This window comes from Mycobacterium sp. 48b, assembly GCF_048282725.1.
Classification (GTDB): domain Bacteria; phylum Actinomycetota; class Actinomycetes; order Mycobacteriales; family Mycobacteriaceae; genus Mycobacterium.
Genome location: NZ_JBLVUL010000001.1, coordinates 215,219 through 229,005 on the forward strand (window position 1 = coordinate 215,219; position 13,787 = coordinate 229,005).

At 65.2% G+C, this 13,787-nt stretch carries 13 protein-coding genes; 7 read left to right on the forward strand and 6 right to left on the reverse strand.

Annotation, left to right across the window (positions count from 1 at the left end; all coding sequences use genetic code 11):
* Nucleotides 1-5 precede the first annotated feature (5 nt).
* The 3 genes from ACNQR1_RS01005 to ACNQR1_RS01015 are packed head-to-tail and all read right to left on the reverse strand — an operon-like array spanning nucleotide 6 to nucleotide 3,699.
* Nucleotides 6-1,715: a nitric oxide reductase activation protein NorD gene (locus tag ACNQR1_RS01005; RefSeq protein WP_418043346.1), complete on the reverse strand. Its 1,710-nt coding sequence runs from the start codon at nucleotides 1,713-1,715 to the stop codon at nucleotides 6-8.
* Nucleotides 1,712-2,533, reverse strand: coding sequence for a CbbQ/NirQ/NorQ/GpvN family protein (locus ACNQR1_RS01010; protein WP_418043348.1), 822 nt, complete (start codon nucleotides 2,531-2,533; stop codon nucleotides 1,712-1,714). The genes ACNQR1_RS01005 and ACNQR1_RS01010 overlap by 4 nt, the downstream gene beginning before the upstream one ends.
* Nucleotides 2,530-3,699, reverse strand: coding sequence for a spirocyclase AveC family protein (locus tag ACNQR1_RS01015; protein WP_418043350.1), 1,170 nt, complete (start codon nucleotides 3,697-3,699; stop codon nucleotides 2,530-2,532). The genes ACNQR1_RS01010 and ACNQR1_RS01015 overlap by 4 nt, the downstream gene beginning before the upstream one ends.
* A 124-nt stretch (nucleotides 3,700-3,823) precedes the next feature.
* On the opposite strand from ACNQR1_RS01015, the gene ACNQR1_RS01020 reads away from it, so the two are divergent.
* A complete protein-coding gene (locus ACNQR1_RS01020; protein ID WP_418043352.1) occupies nucleotides 3,824-4,426 on the forward strand; it encodes a TetR/AcrR family transcriptional regulator in 603 nt (200 codons plus the stop codon).
* A 78-nt stretch (nucleotides 4,427-4,504) separates the two neighbouring features.
* On the opposite strand, the gene ACNQR1_RS01025 is transcribed toward ACNQR1_RS01020, so the two are convergent.
* Nucleotides 4,505-5,659 (reverse strand): amidohydrolase family protein, encoded by a 1,155-nt coding sequence (locus ACNQR1_RS01025; RefSeq protein WP_418043354.1) that lies wholly within the window; start codon nucleotides 5,657-5,659, stop codon nucleotides 4,505-4,507.
* Nucleotides 5,660-5,669: 10 nt separating this feature from the next.
* Nucleotides 5,670-7,130: an aldehyde dehydrogenase gene (locus ACNQR1_RS01030; RefSeq protein WP_418043356.1), complete on the reverse strand. Its 1,461-nt coding sequence runs from the start codon at nucleotides 7,128-7,130 to the stop codon at nucleotides 5,670-5,672.
* 145 nt (nucleotides 7,131-7,275) lie between these two features.
* On the opposite strand from ACNQR1_RS01030, the gene ACNQR1_RS01035 reads away from it, so the two are divergent.
* The 4 genes from ACNQR1_RS01035 to ACNQR1_RS01050 are packed head-to-tail and all read left to right on the forward strand — an operon-like array spanning nucleotide 7,276 to nucleotide 10,629.
* Nucleotides 7,276-8,541 (forward strand): aromatic ring-hydroxylating oxygenase subunit alpha, encoded by a 1,266-nt coding sequence (locus ACNQR1_RS01035; protein WP_418043358.1) that lies wholly within the window; start codon nucleotides 7,276-7,278, stop codon nucleotides 8,539-8,541.
* A gap of 4 nt (nucleotides 8,542-8,545) precedes the next feature.
* Nucleotides 8,546-8,872: a hypothetical protein gene (locus tag ACNQR1_RS01040; protein WP_418043360.1), complete on the forward strand. Its 327-nt coding sequence runs from the start codon at nucleotides 8,546-8,548 to the stop codon at nucleotides 8,870-8,872.
* Nucleotides 8,869-10,128 (forward strand): amidohydrolase family protein, encoded by a 1,260-nt coding sequence (locus ACNQR1_RS01045; protein ID WP_418043362.1) that lies wholly within the window; start codon nucleotides 8,869-8,871, stop codon nucleotides 10,126-10,128. The genes ACNQR1_RS01040 and ACNQR1_RS01045 overlap by 4 nt, the downstream gene beginning before the upstream one ends.
* Nucleotides 10,129-10,176: 48 nt before the next feature.
* Nucleotides 10,177-10,629 carry a MarR family winged helix-turn-helix transcriptional regulator gene (locus ACNQR1_RS01050; protein WP_418043364.1) on the forward strand — a complete coding sequence of 151 codons (453 nt, stop codon included), beginning with the start codon at nucleotides 10,177-10,179 and terminating at the stop codon, nucleotides 10,627-10,629.
* Between the two features lie 22 nt (nucleotides 10,630-10,651).
* Here the strand turns inward: ACNQR1_RS01050 and ACNQR1_RS01055 are convergent, their stop codons facing one another.
* Nucleotides 10,652-11,749, reverse strand: a complete 1,098-nt coding sequence (locus ACNQR1_RS01055; protein WP_418043366.1) for a fatty acid desaturase family protein — start codon at nucleotides 11,747-11,749, stop codon at nucleotides 10,652-10,654.
* A 232-nt stretch (nucleotides 11,750-11,981) separates the two neighbouring features.
* Between ACNQR1_RS01055 and ACNQR1_RS01060 the strand changes: the two genes are divergently transcribed.
* The gene (locus tag ACNQR1_RS01060) at nucleotides 11,982-13,046 is read left to right on the forward strand and encodes a 2Fe-2S iron-sulfur cluster-binding protein (protein ID WP_418043368.1); all 1,065 of its coding nucleotides are present in this window, start codon (nucleotides 11,982-11,984) and stop codon (nucleotides 13,044-13,046) included.
* On the forward strand, nucleotides 13,043-13,786 hold the full coding sequence (locus tag ACNQR1_RS01065) for an SDR family NAD(P)-dependent oxidoreductase (protein WP_418043370.1): 744 nt from the start codon (nucleotides 13,043-13,045) through the stop codon (nucleotides 13,784-13,786). Before ACNQR1_RS01060 ends, ACNQR1_RS01065 begins: the two co-directional genes overlap by 4 nt.
* The last annotated feature ends 1 nt before the right edge of the window (nucleotide 13,787 follow it).

Below are 13,787 nucleotides of genomic sequence, written 5' to 3' on the forward strand. Positions count from 1 at the left end.
TTCCGTCAGAACCCGTAGTCTCGGCGCGGGGATTCAGCCTTCGGAGCAGCCAACTCGGCCAGCGCGGACAGGAACAACTCGTCCATTCTGGGGCTCAGCTCGGACAGCGTCGCGGCGCCGGCGTGACTGGCCGGTCCGAAGACGCGGTCGAGTGCGCCGGCGTCACCGTCGGCACCGATCGACAGGCACAGGCACGCCACGCCGTCTGCGCGCAACTCTTCGAGGGCCTTGGCGGTGTCGGCCTGGGCGTAGCGACCTTCATAGCCATCGTCGTACGGGAAGCCGTCGGAAAGCACGATCAACAGCCGATGCGGTGTTCCCGCTTGGCTTTTGAGGATCTCACCGGCGCCGCGGATTCCGGCGCCCAGGCGGGTGTAACCGAAGGGCTGCAGCTGGCTGAGCCGGGCCCGGCCGGCAGCTCCGAAGCTCTGCCCGAAGGTCTTGACGGCGAGCAGGTGCACCGCACGGCGGCCCTGTGAACGAAAGCCGTAGACAGCGACGCGATCACCGAGTTCCTCGAGCGTCACCGCTAGCGTCGCTGCCGCGCGGCGTTGGTGATCATGGACGGCGAGGCCTTCACTGTCGGCGTCGGTCGCCGATCCTGATGCGTCGACGAGGATGAGCACACCGAGATTGCGCGCGAGTCGGCGGCGCTCGGTGTACACATGCTCGGGCGGTGAATGGCCTGAGCGCAGATCGACGAACAGGTCGATCATGGCCTCGATGTCCACGTCGTCGCCGTCGGCACGGGCGCGTAACACTCTGGGCCCGAGTCCGACTCGGGCCAGCCTGCGTCGCAGTACCGCATCGCGCGCCACCCGAACAGTGGAGACATCCGCCGGGGCGGTGATCGGATAATCGATCACGCGGCACCAGTTCTCCCGATACCGGTCGCCGAAGACGTCCCATTCGGGATACAGGGCGCCACCGACCGTGAGTGCCGCACCAGGTCTGTCGGTATCGATGAAGCGGATCGGGGTCGGCATCGGCCGCGCGTTCACCCCGGCGCGCGATGTCCGTCGAATCGAGCCGGCCCCCACCTCGCCGCCGGCGCCCTCGCTTCCCGAGGAGCGGGAGCTGCCGAAGAGGGTGCGCAAGAACTTCGTGGGCGCCTGCATACCGACGGGAGCCTCGAACAGTTTGAGTATCCAACTCTTCTCTGCCGGTCCGTCATCGTCATCGTCACCATCCATTTCGGACGGGTCGGTGCACTCGACGTTCATCCGGACGTCGGCATCGATGGCCGGTGAACCAGATCCGTCGGGGGTGCGGATCAGTTTGGACGGTTTGATCGTCCCGAACCAATCCGGCGGTGCGTCGAGTTTGGTTCTGCCCAGAGCGATCTGCAACGATTCCTCGCAACTGGCCGACTGTGCCGCCGAGGCGGGGGCGATCGATGCCGCCAGGGCAATCCGCGGGCCGAGTTCGGACAGGACACGATGGCCTTCGAGGCCCAGATAGCGGCGCGCAAGCGAAGGCCTCGCCCGCAGCCGCTTGACGTACTGACCGTCGAGGCTTCCGGCTCCCAGGAGTGCGCTCTGGACCAGTACCTCGCGACGCTGCCGGTCCCGATCGGCGTTCGCCGAGACGAAGACGACCCGCCCGTCGGTGTACGCGGGCTCGTCGGCGGGTCCCACGGCCACCTCGACCGGGTGCCCGGCGAGGAAACCGGCCAGAAGACGGAAGTGGTGCGGTTCCGGGAGGCCGGCGCTCACGGCCGCGGCAGGACTGCGTCGACGAGTTCTCCGAGGCTGTGGATGATGTCGGGATCGTCAGAGAGCACCTCCACGACGGCGGACTGGACGGCGTCGCGCAGGCCGAGCCCTTCGGCTACGAGACCGCCGGCGAGAATCAGCATGCGGGTCGAGGCCACCTCACTCAGTGCGGAGCCGTCGAGACGCCGAATGGCATTCCCGAGGGTGACCAGCGATTCAGCGGTGGACGAGTCGATCCCCGCCTCGGCGGCCACGATCTCGGTCTCGATCTCGGCGGTCGGGAAGTCGAGACTGATCGCGACGAACCGCTGACGGGTCGAGTCTTTGAGGCTCTTCAGGATGCTCTGGTAGCCGGGGTTGTAGGAGATCACCAGTTGAAAGCCGGGCGCCGCGGGCAAGCTGGTGCCCAGCCGGTCGATGGGCAACTCACGCCGGTGGTCGGCGAGCGGGTGGATGACCACCGTTGTGTCCTGACGCGCCTCCACGATCTCGTCGAGATAGCAGATGGCGCCGTCGCGCACCGCCCTGGTCAACGGGCCGTCTACCCAGACGGTTTCGCCGCCCTTCAGCAGGAAGCGACCCACGAGATCCGCCGATGTCATGTCTTCATGGCCGGCGACGGTGATGAGCTCACGGCCGAGTTCGTGAGCCATCGCCTCGACAAAGCGGGTCTTGCCACACCCGGTGGGACCTTTGAGCAGCACCGGGGCACCGCGGCGGGCGGCCGCCCGGAAGGTCTCGACCTCCCGGCCCGCGGGCCGATAGAACGGCGGCTGCATTCCCGATTCGGCGATCGACCGAAACTTACTGACCGTCATCGTTTCTCGGGCCTCTGGATCGGCACCACAGGCGGGATGCTCACACCGTCCGGCAGCACCAGTTCACCCTCGTGGTTGACATATCCCGAGTGCATGGTCGGTAGCGGTAGATCAGGATTCGGACACGGCCGGTCAGTCCCCTCGCCGCAGATACCGGGGTTGAAGTACGAGCGCTTCTGGACATCCTCGGGCCACGCATCTCCATGCAAGCCCAGCCAGGTCGCGGGAACGTTGTAGAAGAGGAAGAAGCACGCGCTGACACCGCCGAAGATCGCCAGGAACCGAACGAACTGCTGCTTGACGAAACCGCCACGGAGCCGGTCGATTCCGCGTTCGACGAGGGTGTGTCCCCGGTCATCGGTGAAGAAGCGCAGGCAGACAAGCGCCGTCTGGACGCCACCCCACATGAAGCCCTCGTAGATCGGCCACTGGTAGTAGGTCCCGGCATTGAACGAGAGCGATTGGATGGCACCGGGATACGAGTAGAACCCGATCGGCAGCATGATCAGGGCCTCCATCACGAAGTCGAAGACGATCGCGACGCCATAGGTGGCCAGGACCAGACGCAGGTTGCTGATGCCGGGCCACCGGTTCTTGATCTTGCGCATGAGCGCACATCCGACGATCGTGAGCAGCAAGACACCGTAGGCGTAGCCGGGGATGTTGGTCAGCAGTGGCTCGGGAACCGTATGCCCCGGTTCCTCGTGTGCCACCCAGCCCGGAATGTGCGGTGCCCACGAACCCTGGTTGAACAGCCATGCGTTGTACGTGCACCAGGTGCTGTAGTAGTTGAGCATCGGGTCCTGAAACATCATCAGACCCATCGACACCAGCAGCATGCCATCGAGGGTGATTCGCCTCTCCCGCACCCAGGGCCGGATGATGAAGAACCACAAGGCAACTGGCAGGCCGATCCAGAGCACCACAGCGTTGGCCAGCAGCGGGATCTTCATGTACAGCGGCGGCTCGCTCGGGCCACCCGACACCGGCTCGAAATAGGGCCCGGTGACCCATCGGACGAACAGATACAACGTCAGCGCGAGCACCAAACCGCCGACGGTCGCCCAGATCTTGAACGCGTTCGATGACGACGGGGCTTGCTTTCCGAGGTCAGCGATCCCGCTGACGTCTTCGGTGATGACGGGTTTCTTCGACAGATCACTCATGACCGGTTTCCCCTTGACGATCGTGGATGCGGCCCTCGGCGCGAGGCAGGCCGACCGATGCAAATATACTCACTGGTATCTGAGATTCCAATAGGTCACTCAGATTCTGTGGCAGACTTTGGCCATGGCGGAGCGCTGGACCCGGGAACGCAGACTTGAGCACACGCGCTCGGTACTGCTCGATGCCGCCGAGGAGGTGTTCGCCGAGAAAGGTTTCGCACCAGCCACTCTCGATGACATCGCCCGCGCCGCCGGTTACACCAAAGGTGCCATCTACAAGCATTTCGCCACCAAGGACGATCTCTTCCTGGCCGTCAGCGACAGATACTGGCGGCGGTATTTCGACAACTTCGCCGAGGTGATGTCCGGTGCGACCCAGGTCGGGCCGGCAGAACTCGATGAGATCGCCAAACGCTGGCGCGAGCTGAGCCGTGACCGGGGTGCCGACCACGCCGCGCTCGGCCACGAGTTCACGCTCTACCTGCGCCGCAATCCAGAGGCCCGGGAGCGGGTGGCGGCCAAGCGCGCCGAAGTCGTCGAGGCGCTGGGCAAGTTCATCGCCTCAGGGATGGAGCGCTGGGGGGCAACGTTGCGGGTTCCGGCCACGACCTTCGCCCAAGTTCTCATCGCCACCAGCGACGCCGTCGTGCTGGGCAGCGAGCTCGACGATGTCGACCTCTACCGGCCGATCGTCGAGATGTACGTTTCGGCCATCAAACTGCCCTGACCGCGCCGAAACTACGGTTTCTGATGCGATCAGCCGAAATTCCGTCACAAAGCGTAGTCTCGGCGCGGGATTTCAGTCTCAGAAGACGCGAACCTGTCCCTCCAGCACAGGAACCGTCTCCGGGAGCTTGTAGGTCTGAATCCCGTTGCGGAACATCACGTTCTCGCGCGCATGCTCGGGCAGATGCTTGACCAGCCAGCGGGGATCGTCGAAGGTCCAGTGCGGGTAGTCCGACGAGAACAACAGGATCTTGTCGCACTCCATCCATTCGAAGGCCCGCGACAGTTCGGTCTTGTCCTCGGGATAGTCCAGCGGCTGGGTGGTGAACTTGATGTGGTCCTTGACGTATTCGCTCGGCTTGCGCTTGATGTCCATCCAGGACTTGCGGGCCTCGTAGATGGCGTCCATGCGCCACATCAGCGGCAGGATCCAGGTGAACGCGTGCTCGACGAACACGATCCGCAGCGTGGGGAACCGGTCGAAGACCCCGTCGAAGATCAGGCTCATCACCTGGTTGGCCGCCAGCAGTGAATAGGTGACCATGAAATCGTGGTTGTAACTGGGCAATCCGACCGGCGGCAGCGGCAACTCGTCATATTCGCCCCGGGACAGATGGCAGCTGACCGTGATGTCGTGTTTGGTGGCCGCGGCCCAGATCGGGTCGTACTTCGGGTCACCCCAGGACGGGCGCGGCTCGGCCTTGATCAGGATCTGCGCCATGTACGGGTGGCCGGCCCACCGCTCGATCTCCTGGGCCCCGAGCTCCGGCGCCTCGACGGCCAGACAGATGGAACCGCGCCAGCGCTCGTGCCAGTTGTTGTGGCTGTCCAGCCAGTGATTGGCCTGCCAGTCGTTCAACGCACAGTTCATCGCGTGGTTGGCCTCGGGAATATGGGCCGAGTACGCCGCGGGTTCCAGGATCGCGATGTCGGCCCCGGCCTCCATGATCAACTGCCGGAACGCCAGATCGGGATCGCTGCCGGCGAATTCACCGTCGGCCGGGAAGGTGTCGGTGCGCATGGCGTAGGCGTGCGCATAGTCGGGCGCGTCGTAGTAGATCAGCTCGCCGACATCGTGGCTGCCGAAGTACCTGCTGCGCCACGGCTCCGGGATGTACTGCCCGAGCACGCCGCGGCGGGGCACCGGATGGACGTCGGAGTCGACGCAGCGCACCGCGATGCGTTCGGTGGCAGGCTTTCTCTGGGCCGTATCGGTCGGCACTGTGACGGTCATACTCGTCCCCTCAACGTGCGGTTGCGACGGCGATGGACTTGGTCTCGAGATAGCCGTCGAGGCCTTCGCGGCCGAGTTCCCGGCCGTATCCGCTGTCCTTGACGCCGCCGAACGGTGCGAACGGATCCATTGTGTACCCCTGGTTTACCCCGAAAGTGCCGGTTTGTACACGTTCGGCGATGCTGACGCCGCGGTCGGTGTCGCCCGTCCATACCGAGCCGGCCAGGCCGTAATCGGAGTCGTTGGCGATCGCGACGGCATCGTTCTCGTCCCGGTACCCGATCACCGTGAGCACCGGTCCGAAGATCTCTTCTCGCGCGATGCGCATCGAGTTGTCTGCGCTGGTGAACAGGGTGGGCCGGACATACCAACCGGCGTCGAGTCCGTCGGGCAGGTCGGCCCCGCCGCAGACCAGCCGGGCGCCCTCCCTCTGGCCGAGGTCGATGTAGTCGCGTACGCGTAGCTGCTGACGCTGGGAAACGAGCGGCCCGAGCTCGGTCGCCGGGTCGGCGGGGTCCCCGACGACCAGTGAACTCATCCTGGACGCCAGGGCGTCGACGAATTCCCGCTCGCGCGCGGCGGGAACCAGGATGCGGGTCAGCGCATTGCAGATCTGGCCGCTGTTGGACAGGCTGGCCGCCCGGATGCCGGCCGCGACCGTCTCCGGGTCGGCGTCGTCGAGCACGATGGCCGCGGATTTGCCGCCGAGCTCGAGGCTCACCTTGGTCAGGTTCGCCGCTGCTGCCGCTGCGACGGCCCGGCCTGCGGCGCTGGAGCCGGTGAACGAGACTTTGTCGACGCCGGGGTGGCTCACCAGGTGGGCGCCTACGGCGGCGTCTCCGGCAACCACCGAGAAAACACCGTCGGGCAGGCCCAACTCTTTGATCATCTCAGCCAGAAGCAATGCATCCAAAGGAGATTCGGGTGCGGGTTTGAGCACCACCGCGCACCCGGCCAGCAGTGCCGGCACGAGTTTGGTGACGATCAGGAACTGCGGCATGTTCCACGGCACGACGGCGGCGACGACGCCCACCGGGTTCTTCCTGACGTGGACGTCCGCTCCGAAGAAGCCTGCGCGGACCTCGTGCCACGGGTAGTTCTCGGCGAGGTCGCAGAACGCCGGCATCATCATCGTCGGCAGCCCGACCTGGGCTCGCTGGGCAAAGCTGATCGGCGCGCCGATCTCCGCACAGATCAGCTGCGCCATCTCACCGCGTCGCTGCCCGTAGAGCTCGGCCAGCCGGCGGATCGCGGCGATCCGCTCTGTCGGGTCGAGTCGTGGCCACGGCCCCTGATCGACGGCAAAGCGTGCGGCCGCGACCGCAGCGTCGACATCAGCCGGACCCGCCGCCGGCGCACGAGCGATGGGCTGCTCGGTGTGTGGCGAGATGACCTCGATCGTGTCGGCAGGGTCGCCGTCCAGCGACCAGTCGGCCTCGACTCCGAGGTACTCCCCAAGATGCTGATCCATTCGGATCCTCCCGCTCAGTCCACGCCAGAGTATCAACTACTTGTCATTGGTGGAACCGCCGTCTACCGTCGAGCCTGAAGCCCGGCCGGCAGCTGCAGCCCCCATGTCGGCATCGTCGGTCGAAACACATCACAGAGGAGCGGGCATGGCTCGGTTTCCCAAGCCGGCTGAAGGCAGCTGGACTCAGCACTACCCCGAACTCGGCACCGGCCCGGTGTCGTACGCAGACTGCATCGATCCGGAGATCTACGAACTGGAACGGCAGGCCATCTTCAAACGGGCCTGGTTGAATGTCGGCCGGGTCGAACAGCTTTCACGCAAGGGCAGCTACTACACCAAGGAGATGAAGGCGGCCAACACGTCGATCATCGTGGTGCGCACCAAGTCCGGGGAGATCAAGGCCTTCCACAATGTCTGCCGGCATCGCGGCAACAAGCTGGTCTGGGATGACATGCCGCTGGAGGAGACCAGCGGGGTGTGCCGGCAGTTCACCTGCAAGTACCACGCCTGGCGTTACGACCTGGACGGCGAGCTCACCTTCGTCCAGCAGGAAGGCGAGTTCTTCGACCTCGACAAGAGTCGCTACGGCCTGGTCCCCGTGCATTGCGAGGTGTGGGCCGGATTCATCTTCGTCAACTTCGCGAAGACGCCTGAGCAATCGCTGCGCGAATTCCTGGGCCCCATGATCACCGATCTGGAGGGCTACCCGTTCGACAAGATGACGTCGCGATTCACCTATCGCTCTGAGGTGAAGGCGAATTGGAAGCTCTACATGGACGCCTTCCAGGAGTTCTACCATGCACCCATCCTGCACGCGAACCAATCACCCACCGCCTATTCCAAGGCTGCTGCGGAGTCCGGTTTCGAGGCACCGCACTACCGGATCGAAGGACCGCACCGGTTGGTCAGCACGTCTGGCGTGCGGGCCTGGGAGATGCCCGACGAGATGCGCAAGCCCATCGAAGATGTCTGCCAGAGCGGGCTTTTCGGCCCGTGGGACAAGCCGGACCTCGGCGAGATGCCGGCCGGTCTCAACCCCGCCAAATGCGATCCGTGGGGGCTGGACTCGTTCCAGCTGTTCCCCAACTTCGTCATGTTGTTCTGGGGGCAGGGCTGGTATCTGACGTACCACTACTGGCCGACCTCGTTCAACACGCACATCTTCGAATGCACGCTGTACTTCCCGCAGCCACGCACGCCGCGGGAGCGACTGGCCCAGGAGCTCGCTGCAGTGTCCTTCAAGGAGTACGGCCTACAGGACGCCAACACCCTGGAGGCGACCCAGAGCTCGATCGAGACCCGGGTGGTGGACGAGTTCCTGCTCTGCGATCAGGAGATCCTGCTTCGGCACCTGCACAAGGAGACCGCGGCCTGGATCGACGACTACCAGCGCAAGACCGCGGGAGTGTGACCCGATGAGCAATCTTCCGGCCGAATTCGCCGACCTGGAGCAGTTTTCGGACTGGTGCCTGCCCAGTGAGCCGCTGCGCTACGCCAAGCGACTGGCCTGCACCATGACCGAGATGCAGGCCTTTTACGACGCGATCACTCCACGGGCCGAGGAGGCGATCAGCTACTGCGACAAGTTCAGCCTCGACGACCTGCCCGAGGACGTGCTCAATCTGATGCACCTGCTGTACTCGATGGTGACGGTGTCCTTCCCGGTGGAGTGCTGGAAGCAGCCACGCGTACCGGACTCCGGTGCGACATCGTTGGACTGCGTCGCCGAGCCGGTGCCGTGACGCCGGCGGACAACCAGACCACGGTCCTGCGTGCCGCCCGCTGGGTGGACGTGGCCGGCGGCGAGGTCCGGTCTCCGGGTGTCGTGGTCGTCGAGGGTAACCGCATCACGGCCGTGAATCCGGAAGGGCCGCTGCCAGATTCGGCCACCGTCATCGACCTCGGCGATGTCACTCTGCTGCCCGGGCTGATGGACATGGAACTCAACCTGCTGATCGGCGGACCGGGTAATCCCGGCGGGCTGCCGACACCGATGCACGGAGTGCAGGACGACCCGGCGTACCGAACGCTGCGCGGCGCGGTCAACGCCCGCACGACACTGGACGCCGGGTTCACCACGGTGCGCAACCTGGGGCTGATGGTCAAGACCGGCGGTTACCTGCTCGACGTCGCACTGCAGCGGGCGATCGACCAGGGATGGCACCAGGGGCCGCGGATCTATCCGGCCGGTCACGCCGTCACCCCCTATGGCGGGCATCTCGATCCCACGGTGTTCCAGCGGCTGGCGCCGGGCATCATGCCGCTGACGGTCGCCGAGGGCATCGCCAACGGCGTGCCGGACGTCATCGCATGCGTGCGCTACCAGATCCGCCACGGTGCAAAGCTGATCAAGGTGTCGGCCTCCGGAGGCGTGATGTCCCATAGCACCGCACCGGGCGCCCAGCAGTACTCCGATGCCGAGTTCGCCGCCATCGCCGACGAGGCGCACCGCGCCGGGGTCAAGGTTGCCGCCCACGCTGTCGGAGACACCGCCATCCAGGCGTGCATCCGGGCCGGCATCGACTGCATCGAACACGGATTCCTGGCCAGCGACGAGACGATCCAGATGATGGTCGATCACGGCACCTTCCTGGTGTCCACCACCTATCTGACCGATGCGATGGCCATCGACCGGATCGCGCCAGAGTTGCGCAAGAAAGCGCTCGACGTGTTCCCGCGGGCAAAATCGATGCTTCCCAAGGCCATCGCCGCCGGAGTCCGCATCGCGTGCGGCACGGATGCGCCGGCGATCCCGCACGGCGAGAATGCCAAGGAGCTGTGCGCCCTGGTCGAACGCGGGATGACCCCGATGCAGGCATTGCAGGCCGCCACCCTCACCAGCGCCGACCTGGTTGATGCCGCCGACGAACTGGGGCAGTTGGCCCCGGGATATCTGGCCGATGTGATCGCGGTTGCGGGAGATCCCAGCGTGGACATCGCGACGACGCTCGATGTCCGGTTCGTGATGAAGGACGGCAGCGTCGTCAAGCACAGATAGCACTGTGCGCTAGCGTCGAAAGCGACGGGCACGGCAGGAGACGAGAGCATGGACCTCACCGAGAACACCTTGTGGTGGCTCAAGCAGGCGTTCTATTTCTCGCTCACCGAGGTCAACGAGTCCGTCAAGGAGCACGGGGTCACCACCGCCCAGATCGGCGTACTGCGCCAGCTGGCGAATCAACCGGGCCTGTCCGGCGCAGAATTGGCGCGGCGGCTGCTGATCACCCCGCAGGGCGTGCAGCTCGCCCTGACCGCGCTGGAGAAGCGGGGCCTGGTGGAGCGCAAACAGGACCCGCAGCACGGGCGGATCCTGCAGGTCTTCCTCACCGACGAAGGTCGTGCGGTGGCCTCGGCGGTGGTGGCCGATGCCGTCGCCGCACACGAGCGGGTGTTCGGCGTGCTCAGTGACGACGAGCAGGAGCAACTGAAGGCACTCCTGCGCCGGGTGATCGAACAGGGAACGGGCCACACCCCGCACTCCGATCACATCGACCCATGACCTCTGCCGATGGGGCGCTCGCCTAGTTGCGGCGTCGCCGGGCGATGCTCAGCATCCAATCGGGAAACGCCAATCCGTGGATGATCCGTTGCGTCCGGAAGTACTGGCGCGGAAGCGATGCCGTGTTGTAGGGCAGGTCGTACTTCTCGCACAGTTCCCGTACCCGAACGCTGATCTGTGGCAGTCGGTTGCTCGGCAGGTCGGGGAACAGGTGATGCTCGATCTGGTAGCACAGGTGACCGCCCGAGATCGCCAGCAGCGGGCTCGCGTCGAAGTTCGCGGTCCCGACCATCTGCCGGAGATACCACTCGCCTTTGGTCTCGTCCTTCACCACCGCCGGGTCGAACGTCTCGGCGCCGTCGGGGATGTGCCCGCAGATGATGTTCACGTACACCCACAGGTTCCGGAGCACATTCGCGGCGACGTTGGCTGCCAGGGTCCGGCGCCACCGGCGCAGGCTCAGGGCGGGCAGGAACACGTAATCCTTGGCGAACTGCCGAACGATCTTGTCGCGAAAGTTCCGCTTCTCCACGGCGAGGCCGTCCGCTGTCTCGTGCCGCAGACGCTCGGAATGCAGGCCATGCAGGGCGATGCCCCACTCGAACATCGCGGCCAGCACCAGGTTTCGCACCGGAGTCGCCAAGTGGACCCAGCGCCACGGCTGGTCGGTGGTGACCCGGTGTAGGCGGTAGCCGATGTCCTCGTCCATGCCGAGCACATTGCTGTACACGTGATGCCGGTAATTGTGCGAGTACCGCCACTGCGCAGAATGCCCGACCATGTCCCACTCCCAGGTATTGGAGTGGATCTCGGGATCGTTCATCCAATCCCACTGGCCATGGGAGATGTTGTGGCCGAGTTCCATGTTCTCGATGGACTTCGCATATGCCAGCGCGCACGTGCCTACCAGCCAACCGGTCTTCGATCGGCTCCCGGCGATCGTCAGTCGCGCCGCGACCTCGAGCGCCCGCTGGAAATGGATCACCCGCCGGATGTAGGCCGCGTCCTTCGCCCCGAGCGACTCCTCGACGTCTCGGCGGATGACCTCGAGTTCATAGGCGATCTCTTCGACATCCTCACTACTGAGATGCAGGTAGGCGGGAACATCGGCGATCGCCATCAAGGTGTCCTCGGGGTGGGTGCGGCAGGTAGAGCGGCACGATCACCGCGAGCGTCAGACCGCAGCCTAGAGCCTAGGACTTACCGACAGGTAATCGAGATGCGCCGAACAGGCGAAATGGTGGTGCTGACGCGTGGTCTGCGCGCCCCTACGGGTGTTGGCCATGGCCCCGCGCCGTCATCGATATCTACCACTTGAGATTAATGACAAGTACTTGATATTGTTGGCCGCGATGGAGACATCGACTACGACGCCCCGCACGGAATCCGCCGACGTGATCGACGCCGACGGGTTCACGCCCGTGCGGATCAAACAGGTGATCCAGGAGACCTCCGATGCGGTCTCACTGGTTCTCGACATCCCCGAGCCGAGCCGGGACCGGTTCCTTTATGCGGCAGGGCAATTCATCACCATTCGAGTGACGATCGATGGCGCCGAACATCGCCGCTGCTATTCGATGTCCTCGTCCCCGGCGACCGAGCCGGATCTGCGGATCACCGTCAAACGCGATCGCGACGGCCTGGTCTCCAACTGGATCAACAACACCGCGACGCCCGGTGACACACTGCACACCGCACCTCCCGAGGGGCGCTTCGTTCTCACCCCCGGCGACCGCGACATCGTCACCTTCGCCGGCGGCAGCGGCATCACCCCGGTGTTCTCACTGGTGCACTCGGCCCTGGCCGGCGGCACCCGCAGGGCACGCATGTTCTACGCCAATCGCAACCTCGACTCGGTGATCTTCCGGGACGCCCTGGCCGACCTCACAGATACCCACAGCGGTCGCCTCGAGGTGCACCACCACCTCGACGACCTCGACGGTGTCGTGTCGCCGCAACAGATCGCCGACTTCATCGCCGCCGGCAGCCAGTCCGACACCGACTACTACGTCTGTGGCCCCGCTCCGTTCATGGACACCGTCGAACGGGTCCTTCTCGACACCGGGGTTCCCAAGCAGCAGCTGCATCTGGAGCGGTTCACGGTCGCGGCGATACCCCCACCCGACCCAACCGAACCCGCCGTCACCGAAGAGGTGACGATCGAGCTCGACCGCCGGACCGTCACCGCCCCCTACCGCGCGGGCAACACGCTGCTCCAGACGGCCCGACTGGCCGGCCTGAAGGCGCCGTCGTCCTGTGAAACCGGTTCGTGCGGAACGTGTATGGCACAGGTGACCGAGGGCAGCGCACGCATGCTCAACAACGATGCCCTCGACGACGACGAGGTGGCCGAGGGCTGGGTGGTGACGTGTCAGGCACTGCCCACCAGCCGCACAGTGAAGGTGGTCTACGAATGAACAGGGTGGCCGTGGTGACCGGCGGGGCGTCCGGTATGGGAGAGGCGACATGCCACGAGTTGGGACGGCGCGGCCACAAGGTCGCCGTGCTCGACGTGAATGCCGATGCCGCCCAACGCGTCACCGACGAACTTCGGTCGGCCGGTGTGACCGCCTTCGCTGTCGGCACCGACATCTCTGACCGGGCCGCGGTCGAAGAGGCCTTCGGCAAGGTCCGCAGTGAGCTCGGACCGGTCGGCGTCCTGGTCACCAGCGCGGGAATGTTCGGCTACGCATCGTTCGCCGACATCACCGAGGAGTCCTGGGCACGGATGATCGACGTCAACCTGAGCGGTACCTTCCGGTGTTGTCAGGTGGCCCTCCCCGACATGGTCGACGCCGGATGGGGCCGCATCGTGATGATCTCGTCGTCGAGCGCCCAGCGCGGCACCCCATTCGCGGCACACTATGCCGCGTCCAAGGGGGCGCTGCTGACGTTGACCAAATCGCTGGCCCGCGAATACGCGGCACACGGCATCACGGTCAACAACATCCCCCCGTCGGGTATCGAGACCCCTATGCAGCACCAGTCGCAAGCGGCGGGCCATCTGCCGTCCAACGAAACCATCGCCGCCAACATCCCGCTCGGCAGGCTCGGTACCGGAGCGGATATCGCCGCGGCCGTCGGGTTCCTGTGCTCTGAGGAGGCCGGCTTCATCACCGGACAGACCATCGGGGTGAACGGCGGCGCAGTGATGTAGC

Bases quoted from the DNA above. Each gene is read 5' to 3' on its own strand.
- ACNQR1_RS01010 (WP_418043348.1), bottom strand. From the start codon at position 2,533: ATGACGGTCAGTAAGTTTCGGTCGATCGCCGAATCGGGAATGCAGCCG.
- ACNQR1_RS01015 (WP_418043350.1), bottom strand. From the start codon at position 3,699: ATGAGTGATCTGTCGAAGAAACCCGTCATCACCGAAGACGTCAGCGGG.
- ACNQR1_RS01020 (WP_418043352.1), top strand. From the start codon at position 3,824: ATGGCGGAGCGCTGGACCCGGGAACGCAGACTTGAGCACACGCGCTCG.
- ACNQR1_RS01025 (WP_418043354.1), bottom strand. From the start codon at position 5,659: ATGACCGTCACAGTGCCGACCGATACGGCCCAGAGAAAGCCTGCCACC.
- ACNQR1_RS01030 (WP_418043356.1), bottom strand. From the start codon at position 7,130: ATGGATCAGCATCTTGGGGAGTACCTCGGAGTCGAGGCCGACTGGTCG.
- ACNQR1_RS01035 (WP_418043358.1), top strand. From the start codon at position 7,276: ATGGCTCGGTTTCCCAAGCCGGCTGAAGGCAGCTGGACTCAGCACTAC.
- ACNQR1_RS01040 (WP_418043360.1), top strand. From the start codon at position 8,546: ATGAGCAATCTTCCGGCCGAATTCGCCGACCTGGAGCAGTTTTCGGAC.
- ACNQR1_RS01050 (WP_418043364.1), top strand. From the start codon at position 10,177: ATGGACCTCACCGAGAACACCTTGTGGTGGCTCAAGCAGGCGTTCTAT.
- ACNQR1_RS01055 (WP_418043366.1), bottom strand. From the start codon at position 11,749: ATGGCGATCGCCGATGTTCCCGCCTACCTGCATCTCAGTAGTGAGGAT.
- ACNQR1_RS01060 (WP_418043368.1), top strand. From the start codon at position 11,982: ATGGAGACATCGACTACGACGCCCCGCACGGAATCCGCCGACGTGATC.
- ACNQR1_RS01065 (WP_418043370.1), top strand. From the start codon at position 13,043: ATGAACAGGGTGGCCGTGGTGACCGGCGGGGCGTCCGGTATGGGAGAG.